This is a genomic window from Actinoplanes sp. NPDC049668 (assembly GCF_044465445.1).
Classification (GTDB): Bacteria; Actinomycetota; Actinomycetes; order Mycobacteriales; family Micromonosporaceae; genus Actinoplanes.
This window is the reverse complement of the sequence record NZ_JBITLR010000005.1, coordinates 580,609-600,816: the sequence shown is the minus strand read 5'-3', so window position 1 is coordinate 600,816 and position 20,208 is coordinate 580,609. Positions and strand designations below refer to the sequence as shown.

At 71.5% G+C, this 20,208-nt stretch carries 23 protein-coding genes; 10 read left to right on the top strand and 13 right to left on the bottom strand.

The features are described from left to right. Positions 1 to 72: 72 nt before the first annotated feature. Positions 73 to 879, bottom strand: coding sequence for an alpha/beta hydrolase (locus tag ACIBSW_RS23910; RefSeq protein WP_354721927.1), 807 nt, complete (start codon positions 877 to 879; stop codon positions 73 to 75). Positions 880 to 911: 32 nt separating this feature from the next. Next, on the bottom strand, positions 912 to 1,583 hold the full coding sequence (locus ACIBSW_RS23905; protein ID WP_354721928.1) for a DUF4097 family beta strand repeat-containing protein: 672 nt from the start codon (positions 1,581 to 1,583) through the stop codon (positions 912 to 914). 224 nt (positions 1,584 to 1,807) lie between these two features. On the opposite strand from ACIBSW_RS23905, the gene ACIBSW_RS23900 reads away from it, so the two are divergent. From ACIBSW_RS23900 to ACIBSW_RS23890, 3 genes are read left to right on the top strand one after another with little or no spacing between them, the layout of a single operon-like run. Then, complete coding sequence (locus tag ACIBSW_RS23900; protein WP_354722007.1) at positions 1,808 to 2,503, top strand: helix-turn-helix domain-containing protein; 696 nt, start codon at positions 1,808 to 1,810, stop codon at positions 2,501 to 2,503. A gap of 42 nt (positions 2,504 to 2,545) precedes the next feature. Beyond that, entirely contained in the window at positions 2,546 to 3,310 is a 765-nt protein-coding gene (locus ACIBSW_RS23895) for a maleylpyruvate isomerase family mycothiol-dependent enzyme (RefSeq protein ID WP_354721929.1), read from the top strand. A gap of 9 nt (positions 3,311 to 3,319) precedes the next feature. Continuing rightward, positions 3,320 to 4,258, top strand: a complete 939-nt coding sequence (locus tag ACIBSW_RS23890) for a hypothetical protein (RefSeq protein ID WP_354721930.1) — start codon at positions 3,320 to 3,322, stop codon at positions 4,256 to 4,258. Here ACIBSW_RS23890 and ACIBSW_RS23885 read toward each other — a convergent pair. Continuing rightward, complete coding sequence (locus tag ACIBSW_RS23885; RefSeq protein ID WP_354721931.1) at positions 4,255 to 5,901, bottom strand: SulP family inorganic anion transporter; 1,647 nt, start codon at positions 5,899 to 5,901, stop codon at positions 4,255 to 4,257. The genes ACIBSW_RS23890 and ACIBSW_RS23885 overlap by 4 nt on opposite strands. 86 nt (positions 5,902 to 5,987) lie before the next feature. On the opposite strand from ACIBSW_RS23885, the gene ACIBSW_RS23880 reads away from it, so the two are divergent. After that, positions 5,988 to 7,787: an alkyl sulfatase dimerization domain-containing protein gene (locus ACIBSW_RS23880; protein WP_354721932.1), complete on the top strand. Its 1,800-nt coding sequence runs from the start codon at positions 5,988 to 5,990 to the stop codon at positions 7,785 to 7,787. Positions 7,788 to 7,800: 13 nt separating this feature from the next. Here the strand turns inward: ACIBSW_RS23880 and ACIBSW_RS23875 are convergent, their stop codons facing one another. Further along, positions 7,801 to 9,051, bottom strand: coding sequence for a M48 family metalloprotease (locus ACIBSW_RS23875; protein WP_354721933.1), 1,251 nt, complete (start codon positions 9,049 to 9,051; stop codon positions 7,801 to 7,803). Between the two features lie 88 nt (positions 9,052 to 9,139). On the opposite strand from ACIBSW_RS23875, the gene ACIBSW_RS23870 reads away from it, so the two are divergent. Both ACIBSW_RS23870 and ACIBSW_RS23865 read left to right on the top strand, forming a co-directional pair. Further along, the gene (locus tag ACIBSW_RS23870) at positions 9,140 to 9,886 is read left to right on the top strand and encodes an aminoglycoside phosphotransferase family protein (RefSeq protein WP_354721934.1); all 747 of its coding nucleotides are present in this window, start codon (positions 9,140 to 9,142) and stop codon (positions 9,884 to 9,886) included. Beyond that, complete coding sequence (locus tag ACIBSW_RS23865; protein ID WP_354721935.1) at positions 9,883 to 10,224, top strand: hypothetical protein; 342 nt, start codon at positions 9,883 to 9,885, stop codon at positions 10,222 to 10,224. The genes ACIBSW_RS23870 and ACIBSW_RS23865 overlap by 4 nt, the downstream gene beginning before the upstream one ends. Positions 10,225 to 10,241: 17 nt before the next feature. On the opposite strand, the gene ACIBSW_RS23860 is transcribed toward ACIBSW_RS23865, so the two are convergent. Next, positions 10,242 to 11,156, bottom strand: coding sequence for an NADP-dependent oxidoreductase (locus tag ACIBSW_RS23860; protein WP_354721936.1), 915 nt, complete (start codon positions 11,154 to 11,156; stop codon positions 10,242 to 10,244). Positions 11,157 to 11,265: 109 nt separating this feature from the next. On the opposite strand from ACIBSW_RS23860, the gene ACIBSW_RS23855 reads away from it, so the two are divergent. The 3 genes from ACIBSW_RS23855 to ACIBSW_RS23845 all read left to right on the top strand — a co-directional run bounded on the left by ACIBSW_RS23855 (position 11,266) and on the right by ACIBSW_RS23845 (position 12,880). After that, a complete protein-coding gene (locus ACIBSW_RS23855; RefSeq protein WP_354721937.1) occupies positions 11,266 to 11,664 on the top strand; it encodes a helix-turn-helix domain-containing protein in 399 nt (132 codons plus the stop codon). Next, complete coding sequence (locus ACIBSW_RS23850; RefSeq protein ID WP_354721938.1) at positions 11,661 to 12,080, top strand: GNAT family N-acetyltransferase; 420 nt, start codon at positions 11,661 to 11,663, stop codon at positions 12,078 to 12,080. Before ACIBSW_RS23855 ends, ACIBSW_RS23850 begins: the two co-directional genes overlap by 4 nt. Positions 12,081 to 12,256: 176 nt before the next feature. Then, on the top strand, positions 12,257 to 12,880 hold the full coding sequence (locus ACIBSW_RS23845; protein ID WP_354721939.1) for a class I SAM-dependent methyltransferase: 624 nt from the start codon (positions 12,257 to 12,259) through the stop codon (positions 12,878 to 12,880). A gap of 18 nt (positions 12,881 to 12,898) precedes the next feature. On the opposite strand, the gene ACIBSW_RS23840 is transcribed toward ACIBSW_RS23845, so the two are convergent. From ACIBSW_RS23840 to ACIBSW_RS23820, 5 genes are all read right to left on the bottom strand, one after another. Next, positions 12,899 to 13,402: an NUDIX domain-containing protein gene (locus ACIBSW_RS23840; RefSeq protein ID WP_354721940.1), complete on the bottom strand. Its 504-nt coding sequence runs from the start codon at positions 13,400 to 13,402 to the stop codon at positions 12,899 to 12,901. A gap of 42 nt (positions 13,403 to 13,444) precedes the next feature. Continuing rightward, positions 13,445 to 14,650, bottom strand: coding sequence for an ATP-binding protein (locus ACIBSW_RS23835; RefSeq protein ID WP_354721941.1), 1,206 nt, complete (start codon positions 14,648 to 14,650; stop codon positions 13,445 to 13,447). Between the two features lie 120 nt (positions 14,651 to 14,770). Further along, positions 14,771 to 15,355 carry a hypothetical protein gene (locus ACIBSW_RS23830; RefSeq protein ID WP_354721942.1) on the bottom strand — a complete coding sequence of 195 codons (585 nt, stop codon included), beginning with the start codon at positions 15,353 to 15,355 and terminating at the stop codon, positions 14,771 to 14,773. A gap of 7 nt (positions 15,356 to 15,362) precedes the next feature. Further along, complete coding sequence (locus ACIBSW_RS23825) at positions 15,363 to 16,091, bottom strand: hypothetical protein (RefSeq protein ID WP_354721943.1); 729 nt, start codon at positions 16,089 to 16,091, stop codon at positions 15,363 to 15,365. A 9-nt stretch (positions 16,092 to 16,100) separates the two neighbouring features. Beyond that, positions 16,101 to 16,688 carry a helix-turn-helix domain-containing protein gene (locus ACIBSW_RS23820; protein ID WP_354721944.1) on the bottom strand — a complete coding sequence of 196 codons (588 nt, stop codon included), beginning with the start codon at positions 16,686 to 16,688 and terminating at the stop codon, positions 16,101 to 16,103. Positions 16,689 to 16,939: 251 nt separating this feature from the next. On the opposite strand from ACIBSW_RS23820, the gene ACIBSW_RS23815 reads away from it, so the two are divergent. Next, complete coding sequence (locus tag ACIBSW_RS23815) at positions 16,940 to 17,176, top strand: hypothetical protein (protein WP_354721945.1); 237 nt, start codon at positions 16,940 to 16,942, stop codon at positions 17,174 to 17,176. Here the strand turns inward: ACIBSW_RS23815 and ACIBSW_RS23810 are convergent. The 3 genes from ACIBSW_RS23810 to ACIBSW_RS23800 form a co-directional block, all read right to left on the bottom strand. Continuing rightward, positions 17,173 to 18,315, bottom strand: coding sequence for an acyltransferase (locus ACIBSW_RS23810; protein WP_354721946.1), 1,143 nt, complete (start codon positions 18,313 to 18,315; stop codon positions 17,173 to 17,175). The two genes, ACIBSW_RS23815 and ACIBSW_RS23810, sit on opposite strands and share 4 nt — an antisense overlap. A 93-nt stretch (positions 18,316 to 18,408) precedes the next feature. Next, positions 18,409 to 19,662 (bottom strand): sialidase family protein, encoded by a 1,254-nt coding sequence (locus ACIBSW_RS23805; protein ID WP_354721947.1) that lies wholly within the window; start codon positions 19,660 to 19,662, stop codon positions 18,409 to 18,411. Then, a complete protein-coding gene (locus ACIBSW_RS23800; protein ID WP_354721948.1) occupies positions 19,655 to 20,194 on the bottom strand; it encodes a sigma-70 family RNA polymerase sigma factor in 540 nt (179 codons plus the stop codon). The genes ACIBSW_RS23805 and ACIBSW_RS23800 overlap by 8 nt, the downstream gene beginning before the upstream one ends. Between the last annotated feature and the right edge of the window lie 14 nt (positions 20,195 to 20,208).

Here is a 20,208-nt window from a genome sequence, read left to right as displayed (position 1 = left end):
CATTAGATTGACTTCCATCGATAGGCATGTCAACGCGGCCGGGCACCCGCCTGGGTGCCCGGCCGCGTCCACTCAACCCTCGGCGCCGACCTCGCGCACGGCGTCGGCGATGGCGCGGAAGTCCTTGCGCAGGATCGCGCCGTGGTTGCTGGGGACCTTCGCGCTCACCCTGATCCGCGGGTTACGGGCGGTCACCTCGTCCAGGCTGGTGCGGATCCGTTCCTGCTCGTCGCCCTTGCTGCCGAACGACGATCCCGACGCGACCACGTACCGGGTCGGGACCGCGAGGCTGTCCAGCACCGGGCCGAGCTCCCGCTCGCGGGAGATCACGCCGAGCTCGACGTTGCTGTCGGCCATCTGCCCGGTGGTCATCCGCGGCACCAGGCCGGTCGGGCGCAGCAGCGGCATGAACCAGCCCATCCGCCGGAACATCGTGCGGATCCGCCGCTCCACGGCCTCGTCGAGCCAGTCGTACGGGAACGCCCCGTCGACCAGGACCGCGCCGATGGCCCGGTCCGGGTTCGTCGCGGCCCAGTGCGCCGCGACGAACGCGCCGTACGACCAGCCGACCAGCACCGCCCGGTCGACGCCGCGGGCCGCGAGGACCGCGTCGACGTCGCGGACGGCGACCGCGAAGGAGTAGTCCGCCGAGCGCAGCGACTTTCGGCCGCGGGCCCGCTCGTCGTAGGTGATGTGCCGCCAGCCCGTACCCAGCTCGGCGAGGACCCGCCGCCAGTACCCCTGGGTCGCGAAGTGGCCGTTGAGGTAGACCACGGGCACGCCGGCGCCGCCGGTGTCGGTGACGGCCAGGGCGCTGTCGTCGACCGGCACCATGCCGGTCCAGGTCGATGCGGTCGCGGCGTTGCGGTTCTTGATCATGAGTTCCACCTGTTCGTTGTCGGTGTTGCCGGTCAGAGGCTGCGGGCGGTGATGTCGCCGTGCTGGGTGGTCGCGTGGATGTTCAGCCCGGCCGCGGCGCCCTCGGTGTTGCTCAGGGTGTTGTGCACCCGGCCGTAGCCGGTGCCGGCGTCCAGGACCGCGGAGACCCCGGGCGCGGCGCCGACCGTCACGTCGCCCTGCTGGGTGCGCAGCGTGAGCGTGCCCGAGGCGGCCTCGACGACGTGGATGTCGCCCTTCTGGGTGCTGATCTCCGCGGCCCCGGCGAGGCGGCCGACCGTGACGTCGCCGGCGTGGGCGGTCAGGCGCACGCTCGCCGCCTCGTCGATCTTGACCGTGCCGTACGCGCCCTCGACCGCGACGTCGCCGAGCCGGCCGACGCCGCGGAACTCCGCGGCGGCCGCCTTCGCCTCGATCCGGGAGCCGGCCGGCAGCTGGACGGTCACCTCGACGGATCCGCCTTCGCCGACGATCCGGCTCTGCGCCGCCGGCGCCTTGATCCGCAGGACGCCGTCGCCGTACTCGACGGCGGTCTGCTCGGCGGCCCGAACGTCGCGGCCGGCGCCGGCGTCGGCCGGCCGGATCTCGACGGTGGTGTCGGCCCGGTCGGCCGCGATGACCTGGATGCGCCCGGCGGGCAAGTCCAGCAGGGCGGTGATCGCGGCCGGGGTGTCGAACTTCTGCATCGTTCTCTCCTTGCGCTCGTTGTTTCCGATGCCAGAAACGCTACGTTGCGTTCGAACATCGAGCAACGTATTCATTGCATTGGACTCGCATCACCGCAGGTGGACGTTGATATTTCGTTGCAACAGGTTCGGACCTAACGCAATGGCCGGAGAGTTGATCGTTGCATTGGACTGTGGACGAACGCTACGCTGACGGCAACAGGGACAACGGAATGGGGATCACGGTGCCGGGCGGCAGGCTCACTCAGCAGGAACGTCAGCAGATCGCGCTCGGGCTGGCGGACGGCCTCGCCTACGCCGAGATCGCCCGGCGTCTGGACCGTCCGACCTCGACCATCACCCGCGAGGTGATGCGCAACGGCGGCCCGACCGCCTACCGCTCGGACCTGGCGCACCGCGCCACCGAGCGCCGCGCCCGACGGCGCAACCACACCCCGGCCCGGCGGCCGGGCGCGCCGGTGCAGGCCGAGGCCGTGCGCGAGTACGAGGAGGCGTTCACCACCCTGATGATGCAGCAGGGCCTGCCCAAGATGGCGTCCCGCGTGCTGACCTGCCTGTTCACCACGGACGCGGGCAGCCTCACCCCGGCCGAGCTTGTCCAGCGCCTCCAGGTCAGCCCGGCGTCGGTCTCCAAGGCGATCGCGTTCCTCGACGAGCAGGGCCTGATCCGCCGGGAACGCGACGAGCGCCGCCGCGAGCGCTACTTCGTCAACGACGACGTCTGGTACCAGTCGACGGTGGCCAGCGCCCGCGGCATCGCCCAGGTCGCTGAGATCGCGCGGCAGGGCGTCGGGCTACTCGGCCCCGCGGCCTCCGCCCGCCTGGAGAACATCGCCCGCTTCAGCGCCTTCATCAGCGAGAGCATGATGCGCGCCGCGGAACAGGTCCGCGACCTGCTGCACACCAGGCCCGAGTCCTGAAAATCGCTGTCGGCCGCGGGCCGACGGTGATAGACACCCGGGGTGCAAAGGACCTTGGACTTCACCGACCTGCTGGCCCTGCTCGACGAACGATCGGCCGCCATGCGCGCCGCGATCGCCTCCGCGCCCAGCCTCGACCTGCCGGTGCCGACGTGCCCGGAGTGGACGCTGTTCGACCTGGCGGAGCACCTGGGCCGGGGGCGCCGCAAGTGGGCCGCCGTCGTCGCCGCGGGACCGGCGGACGCACCCTGCGCGGAGTTCGCGGCGCGGGGAGCGGAGCCCGCACCACGGGACCGCGAGGCCCTGCTGGCCTGGTTGGACGCCTCGGTCCGGGAGCTGGCCACCGCGCTGCGGGAGGCCGGACCGGACGGCGGCTGCTGGACCTGGTGGGACCGGTCGGAGTCGCCGCAGACCGCGGGCGCCGTCGCCCGGCACCAGGTGCAGGAGGTCGCGGTGCACACCTACGACGTCCAGGCCGCCCTCGGCGCGCCGCGGCCGCTGCCGGACGAGGTGGCGCTCGACGGCATCGGGGACTTCCTGACGACCTGCTGCGCGGGGGACTACCGCTGGCCGTACGAGCCCGCCACCATCGCCTACCACGCCACCGAGGGCGACTCCTGGGGTGTCTCGCTCGCCGCCGACGGCGTGACCAGCACCCGGCGGCCCGCCGACGCCGACGTCTCCGTGTGGGGCACGGCGAGCGAGCTGGTCCTGTTCTTCTACAACCGGGTGCCGATGGAGTCGCTGAAGCTGGAGGGCGACCGGCGCCACCTCGACCGGGTCATCGCCTGGGACCCCGACGAGTAGGCTGCCGCGATGAGCGTGGTCGACTGGCTGCTCGACGGCGACCCGGCGATCCGCCGGCAGGTGCTGCGTGACCTCACCGGCGCCGCGCCCGGCGAGGTCGCCGCCGAGCGGGCGCGGATCGCCACCGAGGGCTGGGGCGCCCGGCTGCTCGCCCGGCAGCAGTCCGACGGGTCGTGGGACGGCGGCGCCTGCTTCCCGGCGGACTACACCCGCGACGAGCCGGGGCAGCCGTGGACGGCGACCATGCACACCCTGCAGACCCTGCGGATATGCGAACTCGATCCGGCGTCGGAGCCGGCCCGGCGCGCGGTAGCGGCCGTCGCCGGGCAGGTGCGGTGGGAGCACGACGGGCAGCGGTTCTTCGACGGCGAGGTCGAGCCGTGCATCAACGGCCGGACGGTCGAGACCGGCGCCTACTTCGGCCGGGACGTCGCGCCGATCGTGGACCGGCTGCTCGGCGAGCGGCTCACGGACGGCGGATGGAACTGCGAGGCCGAGAACGGGTCCGTGCGCTCCTCGTTCGACACCACGATCAACGTGCTCGACGGGCTGCTCGAGTTCGAGCGCGTGACCGGCGGGTCCGCCGCGGTGCGCGAGGCCCGGCGCGGCGGCGAGGAGTACCTGCTGGAGCGCGGCCTGTTCCGCCGCCGCGGCACCGGCGGGGTCGTGAACCCGGCGTACCTCGACGCGGCCTTCCCGTACTACTGGCACTACGACGTGCTGCGCGCGCTGGACTACTTCCGGCTTTCGGGCGCCGGGCCCGATCCCCGGATGGCGGAGGCGGTGGAGGTGGTGCGCGCGCGGCGGCGACCGGACGGACGCTGGCCGCTCGAGCGCGTCCACCCCGGTCGTGTCCACTTCGCCCTGGAGGGCGGCGTGGGGGAGCCGAGCCGCTGGAACACGCTGCGCGCCCTCCGGGTGCTCGACTGGTTTGACGCCCGGCCCTAATCCCGGTCGGCGAGCCACCGGTCGGCCTGCGCCACGGCAAGTTCCAGGGGCGCCGTGACCGGGCCGTCGGCCGCGACGACGCCGTCGTCGCCGAGGGTGTCCGCGAGGCCGGTGTCGCGCAGGATCCGCATCAGCGGCGGGTCGACGCCGGCGAGCATCAGGCGTCCCCCGGCGCCTTCCAGCTCGGCCGCGCGGCGGCGGAGCAGTTTGATCATTGCGGAGGACGGCACGTCGGGCACGCCGCGCACCGACAGGACCAGCACCGGCCGGCGCGCGTCGCCGACGACGGGCCACTGCTCGTCGATGCGGGGCAGCTCGGCGAAGAGGCTGACGCCCTCGTAGCGCAGCACCGTGACCGTCCCCGACGCCAGCCGCGCCGGAACCGGCGCCGGCGTCCACCGCCGCTGCTCGTCGCGTACCAGTGCGATCAACCGGGCCTGGCGGGCCGCCTGCGCGCAGTAGAGCAGCAGCGAGAGCACCGCGGACAGGATGACGGCCTGCTGCAGGGGCAGCTGGGTGGTGGCGAGGAACGTCACCGCCATCGCCGCCGCCGACACCTTCGAGGTGCGCCAGATCAGCGCGACGTCACGGCGCCGGGCCCAGATCAGCTCCCCGCCGACGACCAGGATCAGCCCGCCGATGACCGGCATCGGGATCCGCTCGGCCAGCGGTGCGCAGACCAGCACGATGACGGCGAGCCACAACCCGGAGAAGACCCCCGCCCATCGGGTACGCGACCCGGCGGACACCGCCACCCCCGTACGGGAAAGGGAGCCGCCGACCGGCAGCGCCTGGAACAGCCCGCCCGCGACGTTGGCCGCGCCCTGCGCGAGGAAGTCACGGTTCATGTCGCCGCGGGAGCCGTCCGGGTTCGGCACGGTCGGCGCGATGCCGGCGGCCTGCGCCAACGCCACCAGCGCCACCGAGACCGCGCCGCCGAGCAGCGCCGGGAACGCCGCCCAGTCGGGCACGGTCAGCTGCGGCAGCGACGCGGGGATCCCGGCGATGCCGTTGACCAGCTCGACGTCGGTGCCGAGCAGCCCGACCGCGAGGCTCACCACGACCAGGGCGACCAGCAGCGCCACCGTCCGCAGCCGGCGCACCGCGTGCGCGCCCGCCCAGACGGCGATGGTGGCCGCCGCGACCAGAGTCGTGGCGAGCTGCCACGATCCGGGGTGCAGCAGCCAGTCGCCGAGCTGCACCAGCTTGTTGTGCCCGTGCGGCCGGTATCCGGTGGAGTCCTTGAGCACCCCGGTGATGATCTGCAGGGCGATGCCGGTGGAGAAGCCCGTCATCACCGCGTTGGACACGAAGCTCATCACCGCGCCGAGCCGCAGCACTCCCATGAGCGCCATGACCAGGCCGGTCATGACGGCCAGCAGCGCGACGTTGCCGGCGTCCGCAGGGTCCAGCCCCGCCGAGGACAGCGCGCTCTGCGAGGTCAGCGCGATGGCGCTGGTCAGCGTCGTGACCATCAGGACCGTGCGCGCGGTGAGCGAGCCGACGATCGCGGGCACCACCCCGGAGAACAGCCCCGCCACCGGGCTGAACCCGGCGATCGCCGCGTACGCCATGCCCTCTGGGATGCTGAACAGGCCGGTGACCAGGCCCGCGGAGACGTCCGAACCGGTCGGCCGGCGCATCAGCTCATCCTCGCAGGGTGAAGCGCCTCGGTCGGCCGGTTTGTGACGATCTAGGCGGACATGATCGCAACGCCGAGGGAGCCGACGTGCCTGCGGATTTCAGCGACCACACCGATTTCGACAACGCGAACCGGGGCCTGATCGCGCGCCTGGAGCCGGGCGTCATCAGGGCCGCTGACGGCCAAGTGGTGTACGACGCCGACCAATACACCGCGGCGACCACGGGCGACTGCCCGGACACGGTCGATCCGAGCCTGTGGCGGCAGAGCCGGCTGACCGCGATCCAGGGCCTGTTCGAGGTGACCGCGGGCATCTATCAGTTACGCGGCATCGACCTGTCGAACATGACCCTCGTCGAGGGCGACACCGGCGTGATCGTGATCGACCCGGCGGTGTCGCAGGAGGTGGCGGCGGCCGGGCTGGCGCTCTACCGCGCGCACCGCGGCGACCGGCCGGTACGGGCGGTCATCTACACGCATTCACACATCGACCACTTCGGCGGCGTCCTCGGCGTGGTCGACGCCGACACCGACGTGCCGATCGTCGCGCCGGCCGGATTCCTCGAGCACGCCGTGTCGGAGAACGTCTACGCCGGCACGGCGATGCTGCGCCGCGGCATGTACCACACCGGCATGGGCCTGCCGGTCTCCGCGACCGGCACGCTCGGCGTCGGGCTCGGCCCCGGCACGTCGACGGGCACGGTCGGCCTGGTCGCACCCACTCTGGACATCACACACACCGGCCAGGAGGAGACCCTCGACGGTGTGCGGATCGTCTTCCAGCTGACGCCCGGCACCGAGGCGCCCGCGGAGATGAACTTCCACTTCCCGCAGCGGCGCGCCCTGTGCCTGTCGGAGAACGTCACCCACAACCTGCACAACATCCTCACCCTGCGTGGCGCCGAGGTCCGCGACGCGCGCGGTTGGTCCCGCTACATCAACGAGGCCATCGAGCTGTACGCCGACGACACCGACGTGGCGTTCGCGTCCCACCACTGGCCGACCTGGGGCCCGGACAACATCGTCGCGCTGATGCGCGAGCAGCGCGACCTGTACGCGTTCCTGCACGACCAGACGCTGCGGCTGATGAACCAGGGCTACACCGGCAGCGAGATCGCCGAGATGATCGAGATGCCGCCCGCGCTGGACGCCGCGTGGCACACGCACGGCTACTACGGCTCGGTCAACCACAACATCAAGGCGATCTACCAGCGCTACCTCGGCTGGTACGACGGCAACCCCGCACACCTGTGGCAGCACCCGCCCGAGGCCGCCGCCGCCCGCTACGTCCAGGTCATCGGCGGCATCGACGCCACGGTGGCCCGCGCCCGCGAGTTCGCCGACTCCGGAGACCTCCGCTTCGCCGCCGAGCTCGCCGGCCACGCCGTGTTCGCCGACCCGGCGCACGAGGGCGCCAAGGCGCTGCTCGGCGAGGTGTTCACCCGCCTCGGCTACGGATCGGAGTGCGGCACCTGGCGCAACAACTACCTCACCGGCGCGCAGGAGCTACGCGGCGAGATCGTCGTCGCCCGCGTCAGCTCGGCCGGCATGGCGGTCGCCCTCACCGTCACCCAGCTCTTCGACAGCCTCGCCATCCGCATCGACGGCAAACGCGCCTGGGACACCTCCGCGTCGATCCGCTGGCACTTCAGCGACAGCGGCGACACGTACCGGATGGAGCTGTCCAACGGCGTGCTCACCCACCACCCGACCAGCCGGACCAAGGACGCCGACCTCGTCGTCACCCTCACCCGGCCGCAGCTGCTGGGCCTGCTCGGCGGCGCGGGCGCCGACGGAATCCGATTCGACGGCGACCCGAAGGTCTTCGCCATGATCGCGGGCCTCACCGACGAGCCCGACCCCGGCTTCACGATCGTCACCCCGTAACGGCGGACCGCCGCTAGTAGTGGGCGGTCGCGAGGTCTCGCCGGACCCGCTCCACGGTGCCGGCGATCTCGGTGTCGATCCGTTCCGCCTGCTGCTCCGTCAGCGTCACGGCGGCCGCGTGCTGCGGCCGGCGTTCCAGCATCCGGGCCCGCAGGCCGGTCGGCGGGTGCGACGCGAAGAGCGAGACCTCGTCGCGCCGGCTCAGCTGCCGGAACGCCGGTACGCCGGGAGCCAGGTTCGCCCGGGCGACGTCGGCGGCCTCGCGCCAGGCGGCGCCGGCGCGTTTGGCCCGCGCCTCGCGGCAGATCACCGTGTCGATCGCCTCGTGGAGCAGCAGCGCGTCCAGCAGGCGCACCGCGGCGGCGCTGCCGGCGGCCCGCGCCGCGACCTCGTCGGCCAGGTATTCGGCCCGCTGCGCGTCGCGCTGACCGATCCACACGACCACCAGGTGCAGGCCCAGGACCAGCCGGTACAGCAGCGACTGCACCAGCCACTGCAACACCGCCGCGATCATGCCGATGACGCCGGTCCACCGGGAGTCGTCGTCGGGCCGGGTCAGCACGGCGAGCCGGCCCAGCGTGCTGAGCGCCACCTGGGTCAGCGGGCCCCGGCGCAGGTCCCCGTTGACGAAGTGGCCCAGCTCGTGGCCGACCAGGGCGACCCGCTCCTGCTGGTCGAGCACGGACCAGAGCGGCGCGCCGAGGCAGAGCACCCGGCGGCGGCGCAGGCCGACGGTCGTCGTGTACGCGCCGAGCGAGCTGTCCAGCCCGACCAGGTGCGGCACGGGCGCACCGGACGCCGCCGCGACCCGGTCGATCAGCGCCCAGAGTTCGGGGGCCTCGTCCCGGTCGAGCAGGTGCACGTCGTCACCGACGCTCCCGAGCCGCGGGCGCAACGCCACCGCCACGCCGAGCAGGGCGACACCGGGCAGGATCGTGAGGCCCGGGAAGTTGAACGCGGTCAGCCAGACGCCAAGCCCCGCCGCGGCGACGACGACGATCAGCAGGAACACCGCCATCGCCATGGTGAAGACCCGGGCCGCGCTCCAGGAGCGCCGCTGCAGCGGCCCGTCCGCCAGCCGGGCGAACTGCCCGGCGGTCAACCGCCAGGCCACCCGGTGGGTGGCCCGATCCGCCCAGACCCAGCCCAGCTCGGGCGGGCGCCGGCCGGGCTCGAAGTGGCTGAGGTTCCACTCGCACGACGGACACCACGGGGTGGCGTCGCGGGCCGCGGTGACGGCGTTGAAGCAGTGGGGGCAGTTCACGAGCGGTGATCATGCCGCATGGAACCCCTCACCGGTATGGGCCGGGGCAGCGAAAACGGGTCGCGGCGGTCCCGGACCGCTCACCACAATGACGGGCGTGGCAGAGGTCGAGGTTGTCGTCGCACACAAGGCACGCGCGACCCTGCGCGTCGGTGACGTGTTCCTGAAGATCGACTCCGATCCGGCGCTGACCGACGTCGAGGTCGAGGCGATGGCCATCGCGCCGGTGCCGACCCCGCGGATCCTGTGGCGCGAGCCGCCCGTGCTCGCGCTCGCCGCCGTACCGGGGGAGGCGCTCGGCCGTCTCGGCGCGCCGTCGACCGTGTCGCCGGCGGCTTGGGCCGCGGCCGGCGCGGCCGTGCGGCGGCTGCACGACGCGCCGCTGCCGCCCTGGCCCGGCCGGAGACTCGACGACATCGCCACGGAGCTCGACGCCGAATGCGAGTGGCTCGTCTCCAGCGGCGTCCTGCCCGCCGACCTGGTCGCCCGCAACCGCAGGGTCGCCGAGGCCGCGCTGCGGCCGTGGAAACCGGTGTTCATACACGGCGACCTGCAGGTCACCCACGTCTTCGTCGACGGCGACGAGGTCACCGGCGTCATCGACTGGTCCGAGGCGGCCCGGGGCGACGCCATGTTCGACCTCGCCATCCTGACGCTCGGACACGAGGAGCGCCTCGACGATCTGCTCGCCGGCTACGGCACCGACGTCGACCGCGACGCGATCCGCGGGTGGTGGTCGCTGCGCAGCCTGACCGCGATCCGCTGGCTGGTCGAACACGGCTTCGACCCGTCCTCGCCGGGCTGCGAGTTCGACGTGCTGAGAGCCCGGATGTGAGCACCGACCCCCGCCCGCCGCGCTGGCCCACCGACAAGCTCACCGCGCTGCGGTACGGTCGGCGCCTGGTCACCGAGGTACCCGCCACCGGCCCGGGCAGGCGAGCCTTCGTCGACATCCGCCCGATATCGACCACCGTCGACACCGACCGCACCTTCAAGCTGGAGCACTGGGACTACGACGCCGACCAGCTCGACGGATTCGACTACGACATCGACGCGATCCTCGTGAAAACGACGACAGTCGCCGGCGAAGCCCAGCTCGCCGTAGCGCTCGACGCATGGAACCTGCGACCGGAACAGTTCCTGCATCCCTGGCAGACCGACGATCCGACGTAGCAAACGGCCGCAGGCGCCTAGGGGACGATCACCACGCCGCCGCGAGCTCCGCCCTGGGCCAGCCGGTCGTGGGCCGCCGCCGACTCGGTGAAGGAGTAGACCCCGGAGACCCGCAGCGGGATGTCGCCGGCCTCCACCAGCTTCACCAGCTCGCCCAGCCGGGCGCCGTCGGGCTGCACGTCCAGCGCGAACGTCCGGATTCCCCGCGCCGGCTCCGGGCGCAGCGGGGGCGAGGCCGCCACGAAGCCGCCGCCGTCCCTGACCAGGTCCATCGGCGACGAGCCGATCGCCGCGAGGTCGACGACCGCGTCGAAGCCGCCCGCCGACGGGATCGGGCCGTCCGAGCGCGGCACGAACGCCGCACCCTGCGACTCGACGAACTCGCGGTCGCCGGCCGCCGCGACTCCGGTGGCGCGCAGCCCGGCGACCCGGGCCAGCGCCAGGGCGAACCCGCCGACCTGCCCCGCGGCGCCGGTGACGAGCACGGACGAGCCCGCCGGCAGCGCGAGCAGGTCGAGGGCCTGCGCGGCGGCGAGGCCGTTGACCGGCAGGGTCGCGGCCTCGGTCGCGGGAACGCCGGCGGGCGCGGCGGTCAGCCCCGCGGCGTCGAGGACCACCTGCTCCGCGTGTGCGCCGACCGTGGTGCGCAGCCAGTGCGAGAACCCGATGACCTCGTCACCCGCCGCGAGACCTCCGACGTCCGGCCCGACCGCGTCGACCGTCCCGGCCACGTCCCAACCCGGCACGTACGGCAGCCCGGCCGGCAGCGGCGCCGGAAATCGCCCGGCGCGGACCATGAGGTCGACCGGGTGAACGACGGACGCGGCGACGCGTACCCGCACCTGACCCGGCCCCGGCTGTGGCAGCGGCAGGTCCGTCACCACCTGCAGAACCTCCGGCCCGCCGAACTGTGCATAGCTGACTGCTCGCATGGTTCCACTCCTTCGCTGGCGTCATATTCGCCATTTACGCTAGGTATGGTTGGGCACCAGGAGAAAGTAGGTACCTGGAAGTGCCTAAGGCACCGGTAGGGGGCGGCAGATGGCGACGACGACCGCTGGACAACGACGCGAGCAGGCCAAACGCGACTACGACGCGTTCCTGGCGGCCTGCCCGACCCGGGAACTGCTGAGCACGCTCACCGACAAATGGGCGGCACTGGTGATCGCGGCACTCGCCGACGGTCCGCAGCGGCACAGCGAGCTGGCCCGCCGCATCGCCGGCGTCAGCCAGAAGATGCTCACCCAGACGCTGCGCACGCTGGAACGCGACGGCCTGCTCACCCGCACCGTGACCGCGTCGGTGCCCGCCCGCGTCGACTACGAGCTCACCCCGCTCGGCCACGACCTGTTCCCGGTCATGGTCGCGATCAAGACCTGGGCGGAGACACACATGGACCGCGTCTTCCAGGCCCGCGCCCGGTTCGACGCCCGATCATGAGGCCCGCGCGCGTCACGTTGCGCGTGCTGACCGTCGCGGACGTCGACGCGCACAACGCCGGCGAGGACGATCAGACGGTCCGGTGGCTGAACGGCGGCCCCGGCACCGTCGAGTCGACGACGCGATGGTTCGCCCAGCTCGCCGACAACGCCCGGGCGGGGCGGGGAACCCGAGGCTTCGGCGTGTGCCTCGGCGACCGCCTGGCGGGCTACGTCGACTGCAACCCCGACGTGCGCGACGGCCTGGAGGACGGCGACGTCAACATCAGCTACGCGGTCCATCCGTGGGCGCGCGGGCGCGGCGTCGCGGTCGAGGCCGTCGGCCTGATCCGCGCGTACCTCCGGGAGGAGCGGATCGGCACGCGCGCGGCCATCCGGGTCCAGCCGGAGACGTCGCGTCCGTCCGGGTCGCGCTGAGGAGCGGTTTCCTCCCCGTACGCGACTTCGCCTCCCGGACCGACACCCGTCCCGACGGTAGCCCGGCCAGGATGCGCCTGTACGTCCACGACCTCTGAGCTGTCCATCATGGCTACGGTTCGACGATGAGATATGCGGGCGCAGGGCCAGGTGTGATCACTCCGGACGGATGCGCGGTGGAGTACTACTCGCTGCTGCCCACCATGGGGGAACCGGAGATCGTCCACGCGGCGGTGCCGGCCGGTGCATCGATCCTTGAACTGGGATGCGGAACCGGCCGCATCCTGCGCCCCCTCGCCGCGTTCGGGCACCGGGTGCACGGAGTGGACGAGTCACCCGCAATGCTGGAAAGACTGGACGGCCTACCGGGCACGTTGGCGCGCCTTCAGGACGTCCGCCTGGACCACACCTTCGACGTGGTGCTGTTGGCCAGCACCATGATCAACGGGGAGCCGCCGCTACGCCGGGCTTTCCTGGCCACCTGCCGGCATCATGTCGACCCTGCTGGGCTGGTCGTCTTCCAGCAGAACGCGCCGGGTTGGTTCGACACGGTGACGGAGTCATCCGCAGAGATCGCCGGTGTCCGGCGCGTGGTGCGCTCGGCGCTTCGACGGGGAGACCGGGTGGACCTTGTCGTCGACTACCACGTCGGTGATCAGACGTGGACGCACGAATTTCCCCGGTACGCCATCACACCGGAGGAACTGGCGCGGAACCTGCGGGAAGCCGGCCTGCGATTCGATCGGTACCTCACGGAAGATCAGTCCTGGTTCACGGCCCGACCCGTCCCGGAAACGTAGAACCGGTCGTACCCGAGGCTAGAGGCCGAGTTGGACCGGCTGGTCTGGCGCTCCCGCGGTGAGAAGCGCTGCCAAGGGTGTGGCGAGGTCGCGGGGCGAGAACAGCTCGGGTCCCGCATGACCAGCGATCTCCGAGAGGTGCCACCACCGGAACCCGGCCAGGTTCTCCTGCGCGGCGAGTTGGTCGTCGGTCAGCTCGCCGCGGGGCCGGAAGTGGTTCGTCCGGACGAGGAAGTAGTCGTTGACGATGCCGTCGAAGCCCGGCGCGTGGTCGGCGGCCACGACCTCCTGGTGCCAGACGTGCGGTGGATCGGCGGTGACCACCAGACCGGTCTCCTCCCGCAGTTCACGGCGCAAGGCCGTCAGCGGGTCCTCGCCGGGTTCGATGCCGCCGCCCGGGGCCGCCCAGACGGCCGTCGCCTGCTCCGGCACCGCCGGATGAGGAAAGACGAACCGGCAGAGCAGGATCCGGTCGTGCTGGTCGAGGACGATCGCGCGGACGGCGCGGCGCAGATTCGGCACCGCCGCAGGCTAACAACCGCCGGCCTGCCTGCTGCCGGATGCTCATGGTTCCGGCTCCGCGTTCCTGTCGGTCAGGGTGAAGAAGAAGGTGGCACCCGCACCGGGCGTGCTGTCGGCCCAGATGCGGCCGCCGTGCCGGCTCAGGACGCGGTGAACGATCGACAAACCGATGCCGTGGCCGGCGAAGTCGCTGGCGGCGTGCAGCCGCTGGAACGGTTGGAAGAGCCGGTCGAAGTCGCGCATGCTGAAACCGGCACCGTTGTCGCGTACGAAGAAGACCTCTTCCCCTTCCAGGCGCGTGGCACCGACCTCGATCCGGGCGTCAGGACGCCCGGCGGTGAATTTCCACGCGTTGGCGATCAGGTTGTTCAGGGCGAGCTGGACGAGGTGCGTGTCGCCCGCGCAGACCAGACCGTCGTCGACCGTGGCGTTCACTTCGCGGCGCGGGTCGGCTTCACGCAGGTCCGCCAGGGCCGCGCGCGCCAGTCGGCTGAGATCGACGCGCTCGCGGCGCAATTCCGCGCGCGTGACACGGGAGAGGCGCAACAGGTCGTCGATGAGTTGGGACATGCGCGCCGCGTTGTCGTGGATGCGGCGCAGGTAGCGCTGCGCCTCCTCATCCAGCCGGTCGGCGTGGTCCTCGATCAGGATCTCGGCCAGGCCGGCGACGGACGCCAACGGGGCCTGCAGGTCGTGAGACGCCGAGTACGCGAAGGTATCAAGCTCCTTGGTTGACACTTCGAGTTCGCGGACCCGCTGCTCCAGCTCGGCGTTGAGCCGGCGCACCTCCTCCTCGGCCCGCTTGCGCCCGGTGATGTCGGTGGAGATGCCCGCGACGGCAAAGGGGTGCCCCGCGCCGTCCGTCAAAGGGACCTTGACCGTGATGTAGGTGTGCGGCCCGTCCGGTCCGGGGGCGATCTCCTCCACCTGCACCGGGCCGCCGGCCCGGACCGCGAGCCGGTCATTGGCTCGGAAGGCGTCGGCTATGTGCGGGGGAAACAGCTCGTGGTCGGTGTGCCCGACGAAGTCTTCACGTCGAACGTCGAACCGCCGCTCGTACTCGCGGTTGATGAGCAGGTATCGGCCATCTTGGTCATGTATGTAGATGACGGCCGAGGTGTTGTCGATCAGCGCGAGCAGCTGCTCTGTTCCGATCTGCGTATCGTGTGCGTGGCACGCGGGCGCCGCTTCCGGATCGGACGCAGAATCGGTTGCCATCAATCCCCCGGTTGGATGCGCGTTGTCCATGTGAGGCGGGGGATAACGCTCGTCAACACGGCGCTGGATGTGCAGATATGTCGTCGGCGGGACCCCTCGTAGGTTACCTCGTGCCGATGATCGGTGACCGCGGAAACGGAAGCCCGGCCCTCAGGAGGGGTCGGTGACGTCCAGGTCGACGAGGAAGCCGCGGGCCTGCCACTGCTCCGCCGGCAGATGGTCACGGGTCAGCCGGAAGTGCTCCTCGGGACTGAGGAACTGCGTCGTGCCGGGCTCGGGTTCCCAGTCGTCGGAGATCGGGTCATCGCACAGACGGGTGGGGCAGGCGTCGGGGACGTCGGTCAGCCGCACGCCGCCGGGCCTGCGGATCCACTCGCTGATGCCGCGATCGTGCAGGTCCTGCACGAGCCGAACCCGCCGGACGATGCCTACCGTGACGGGCAACTCGCCGATGATCCTCAGATGGGCGTCGAAGCCCAGGCAGCCATCGAGCGTGACGTCACCGGCCCGGTGGTCGCCTTCCCGGACCGCGCGCAGGTCGCCGGCCTCGATGAGTTGCGCCCAGGGCTGCCCGTCGAAGTCGTGCATCGTGCCGGCCCGCATGAAGACCTGGTGCAGCACCTGATCGTTGGGAAGATCCGGGTCGTCGAGCCATCTGAGGCGGGTCGAGACCCGTTCGCCCAGTGACCAGGTGGTGGCCCGGGGAGCGGTGTCGAGTAGGACCGGCCAGAGCATCGCTCCATCACACCAGGTCGTCGATGTCAGCGAGGGTTTGTAGGGTCTCCTCGCTGTCGGCAGCCTCGAACGCCGCGGAGAGAGTCACCTGAAGGTCGGCACTGGACAGCCAGGCGATGACCTGCTCGGCCTGGTGGTCGCGGTCTTCCCAGAAGGCATTGGTGAGCCGTCGCTTGCCACGATCCGAGCGGTAACCGCCATCGAGCAGTGACCGCAGCTGCGCCGCGGCTGCGGGTCCGGCCGTCGGCCGGGTAAGGGCGGAAGCCCATTCGGTGAGGTAGGGCTTGAGGTCATCCTCGGCGTTGCCGATCGCGCAGAGGATGGTGTCGACGTCTTCCTGGTCGGGGTCGCCGGCCAGCGCGTTCGCCCACAAGGCGGCAAGGAAGTCGCGGACAGCGTCTCGCTCGTCGTCCTGCCAACTGCGCCACCCGGCAAAGCGCAGTCTGCCCACCACCGACTCGAGGTCCGGCCAGCTGAACCCCTCGCCGCAGGCGATCTCCAGCAGGCGCGGCAGGAAGTAACGGAAGTCGGCGACACCGCCGACGGTGAGCATGACGTCGGCCGCGTATGGCCGTAGCGCGTCGGCTGGCAGCTGTCGTACCGGCATGTCTGTCAGCACAGCCCGTTCGTCTTCGGGCGTGAAGCAGCACTGGCAATATTCGATGGAGGATGGTCGGGGAACTCGGGCAAATACGGCGTATAGCGAGTTGATCGCGGCAGCCAGGGACTCGCTCACGGCTTCACGCTAGATCACCATTTGCGACGAAGGCGACCGAGTTCGCCCGGATGTCGGTGGTGGCCGCAGCCCGTCGGTCAGGACGGCGAAGATGCGCTCGGCTCGGGCGGGATCAGGGTTTTCGTGTACGGCGACGAGCAGGCTCTTCATGAGCGCGATGAGATCGGCCGCGGTGATGTCCGGGCGTACAGCGCCGGCGGTCTGAGCACGCGAGAGCAGGACTTCCAGGGCGTCGTGGATCTCAGCCTTCAGCGGACCGGGGACGGTGATGGCGTCGGAGGTGTCCCGTTTGGCGGCTCCCTCGGCGCCGAGGCGAGCGAGGAAGCCGAAGAAGGCGCCGCCGGGATCGGCGTGTGAGCCGAGCCGCTGTGCTTCTGCGACGAGATTTGTCACTCTGGCCGTCACGACGGCCTGGAACAGCGCTTCCTTGGTCGCGAAGTGCCGGTACACGGTGCCCGGGCCGACGCCGGCCCGGGCGGCGATCTCGTCCAGTGGCACCGCGAACCCGGACTCTGCGAACGCATCCCGCGCGGCGAGCAGGATCCGCTCGCGGTTGCGTCGAGCGTCGGCGCGCAAGGGTTGATCAACGGCATCCATTGCTAACCGGGGCCACCGTTCCGTATTTTGTAAGCGGGGTCATCGTTCCGATTATAGGGAGAGGCCATGGTGAGCAGCCCACGCGATGTGGTGGAACAGGTGCGGCGAATGGTTGCCGGCGAAGGAGTGGTCTTCGCCGACCTGTTCGCCGAGGACGGCATCCTGGAGTACCCGTTCGCCCTGCCGGGTCAGCCGCGGAGGCGATCCGGGCATTCTTCGGCAATACACCAGGCTCTCGGCAGCTGTTCGAGATGGACGGCGTTGATGCGCTCGTGCGTGACACCGACGATCCCGAGGTGGTCGTCGCCGAGATCGAGCATTACGGGCGCTCGATGGTCACCGGCGAGGCCTACCGGTTCCGGGCGCTGGGCATCATCCGGATCCGCGACGGCGAGATCGTGTCCTACCAGGACTACATGGACCCGATCGCCGCCGCTCGATTGCTGGGCCGCACCGCCGATCTCGCAGCCGCGCTGACCAACGCTTAAGGCTGGTGCTGCGCGATGCCGGACTGGTCACCTGTGTCCGCGTAGGCCGGGTCGTTCGCTACGAGGAACGCATTCCGGTGGGTGCGAAACCGGGTTTCGAAGAGGGCGGCGAACAGGCGCGATGCCGCCAGACAGACCGGGAGTGCCAGGGTCACGGTGATCGTGAAGCCGGTTAGGCCCGGCCCGGTGTGGGGGATCACGAGCAGGGTGCTGATCAGGGCGACGATCGGCATGTGGATCAGGTAGAGGCTGTAGGAGAACCCGCCGAGGGCGACCAGTGGTCTGCTCTCCAGCAGCCGGGTGAGCCGTGCCGGACGGCGGGTGGCTACAGCAGCCAGGAACAGGGCGATCGCCGGGCCGGCGGCCAGGTCCAGCCAGTAGTAACGCGATACCGTCCACACCGAGTCGTGCAGGACGATCAGCGTCAGCACCGGGGCGGCGGCCAGCGCGGACAGGCCCAGCCAGGGCAGACTCCGTACCCGCTCGCTCGCGGCGACGATCCCGGCGGTCAGCAGGCCCAGGGTGAACAGCGGGGCCATCTCCAGGGTGTAGCCCGTCGCCCGCGCCGCGGTGGACCATCCCGGCCAGAGCAGGCCCGCGGCCACGACCGGTGTGACGACCAGGGCGAGCGTCGCCACCGGTCCGAGCCGGCGTTGTGCGAGCAACAGCAGCGGGAACATCAGGTACAGGAAGGCCTCCACCGCGATCGACCAGAACGCTCCGTTGGGTGCGGGTGCGGCGATCGCGTCCTGCAGCAGCAGGCCGTAGACGAGCATCGACTCCGTGGTTGGTGGTGTGCTCAGTGGCAGGGCCGGGACGGCCGTCGCGATCAGGGCGCTGACGGTGAGCGCCGCCCAGTAGGCCGGCAGGATCCGCCGGGCGCGGCGCCGGGCGTAGGGCAGGGTGCCGTCGAGCCGCCAGCCGCGGCGGGCCGGGGCGACGGCCAGCGAGAAGCCGGACAGCACGATGAACACGACGACGGCGAACCGCCCGTGGATCAGCCAGCCGAGCCAGCCCGGCCCGGTGTCGGCGGGGTAGCCGGGGAAGGCCAGCAGGCGGCAGTGGTGGACCACGACGTACAGGGCGGCCAGGCCGCGGATCCCGTCGAGGCCGGGTACCCGGCGGTCGTCGCGTGTCACGGTCTGCTCCTGTCGGTGGGGGATTTCGGGCGCACGCCGGTGGCGGACGTGGCCGGTGGCCGGTCCGTGGGGACTTGCGGGTGTCCTGTCGGGTCAGGGCTGGCTGATCCGCCGCCAGGTCCGGCCGTCGGTGGAGAGGTGGATGCCGTCCTCCGCGGTCACCAGGTACCTCCCGGTGATCTGGGCCGTCGACGGGTCGTCGGGATATCCGGGCAGGGTGACCGGTGCGTACTTCCCGGTGCCGCGGCCGGCGCTCGTGGTGGTGCGGTCGGCGCTGCTGTCGGTGAGGATGTGCGTGCCGTCGGCGGTGACAAATCCGGTCGTTTCGCCGTCGTGGACCGTGTCGCCGGTACGCCAGGTCGTCCCGCCGTCGGTGGTGTAGCGGACGTCGGCCACGTTGTCGGCCCGGTAGGTCAGCACGTATGCCGCTGCGCCGGAACCGGCGGCGATCCTCGGCAGGTACATGGCGGGGATCCAGCCGATTCCGGGGGACTCGGCCGTCACGCCGTCGGTGAAGACGTGGGTGTGCCAGGTCCGGCCGCCGTCGGCGCTGGTCGCCACCGCGGGCTTCTTCGTGACCGGATCCAGTCCAGGAATCCACAGGCGCCCGCCGAGCGGCACGTTGACCTGCCAATTCCACTGCTCCGCGACGGTGATGCCGGTGGGCTGGGCGGCCAGCGGCGCGAACTTGGCGGTGGCCGGGTCGATCACGCCGACCGCGCAGGCCGAGACGTCCCACACGCCGCAGTCGACCGGGCTCGCACCCGCCGGGACGGCGGTCACCGGCTGGTTGCTGATCTCGGCGCGTTGCCAGGTCCGGCCCCCGTCCCGGGTGATCCAGGGCAGGACGGTGGCCGGGGTCTCGGCCTCCGTCCAGGGCAGGACGGTGCGCTCCCGCCAGGCGATCACCCCGGGGGTCAGCACCGTCAGCGTGGCCTCCCGTGGGTTCTCCGCGTTCGGCGGGGCTGTGGGGATGGTGCGCTGCTGCCAGGACTCGCCGTCGTCGGACGAGACATAGAGTTTCGTGTCGCAGTCCCGGCACCGCGTGTAGACGGCGTACACCTCGGTGCCGGTGTCGGCGACCGAGGTCATCCGGGGCCACACCCTGCCGTCCGGGGTCTCGGTGGCGGTCGGCGTGGTGTCGAACAGGCTGGGCTCGTCCGGGAGGTCGCGGGAGGTGGTGACCAGACCCGTCGCCGTCAGCACGGTCGCCAGGAATGCCGCGGCCGCCGTCACGGCCCGCCGTCGGCGTATCCCGCCTGACCTGCGCCGTACGGTATCGAAGTCGGGCTGGCGCACCGCCTGGCTGAACTCTTCCCGCAGCCTGGTGAAACCCGGTTCAGGCATGACGGCTCCCTTCGGCCAGCGGCCTCGCCGTGAGCCGCACGGTCGGCTCGTCCTCGGACAGGAAACGGGCGAGTGCCGCCCGACCCCGGGCCAGCCGGGCCTTGACCGTGCCCACCGGCACGTCGAGGGTGGCGGCGACCTCAGCCACCGACAGGTCGGCCAGATGGTGCAGCACCACCGCCTCGCGGGTCGGCGGGCCCAGCCGGCGCAGCGCGGTGAGCAGGGCGACCCGGTCGCCGGAGACCCCGGGCACCGCGCCGGGGGTGACCTCGATCCGGCCGGAACGGACCAGGCGGTCGAACAGCCAGCGCCGCCGGTAGCGGGTCCGGGCGACGTTGAGGGCGGCGACCCGCAGCCACCGCTCGGCGTCGTCGGCATGCAGGAACGACCGCGGTGCGGCCAACACTCGGGCGAACGCCTCGTGCACGGCGTCCTCGGCCTCGGCCAGATCACCGACGAGACCGGCGATCTGGGTCACGAGCCGCCGATAGTAGGCCTCGTACGCCTGTTGAACCGCGTCCGCGGCATCCAAGTCGCTCTCCCCGT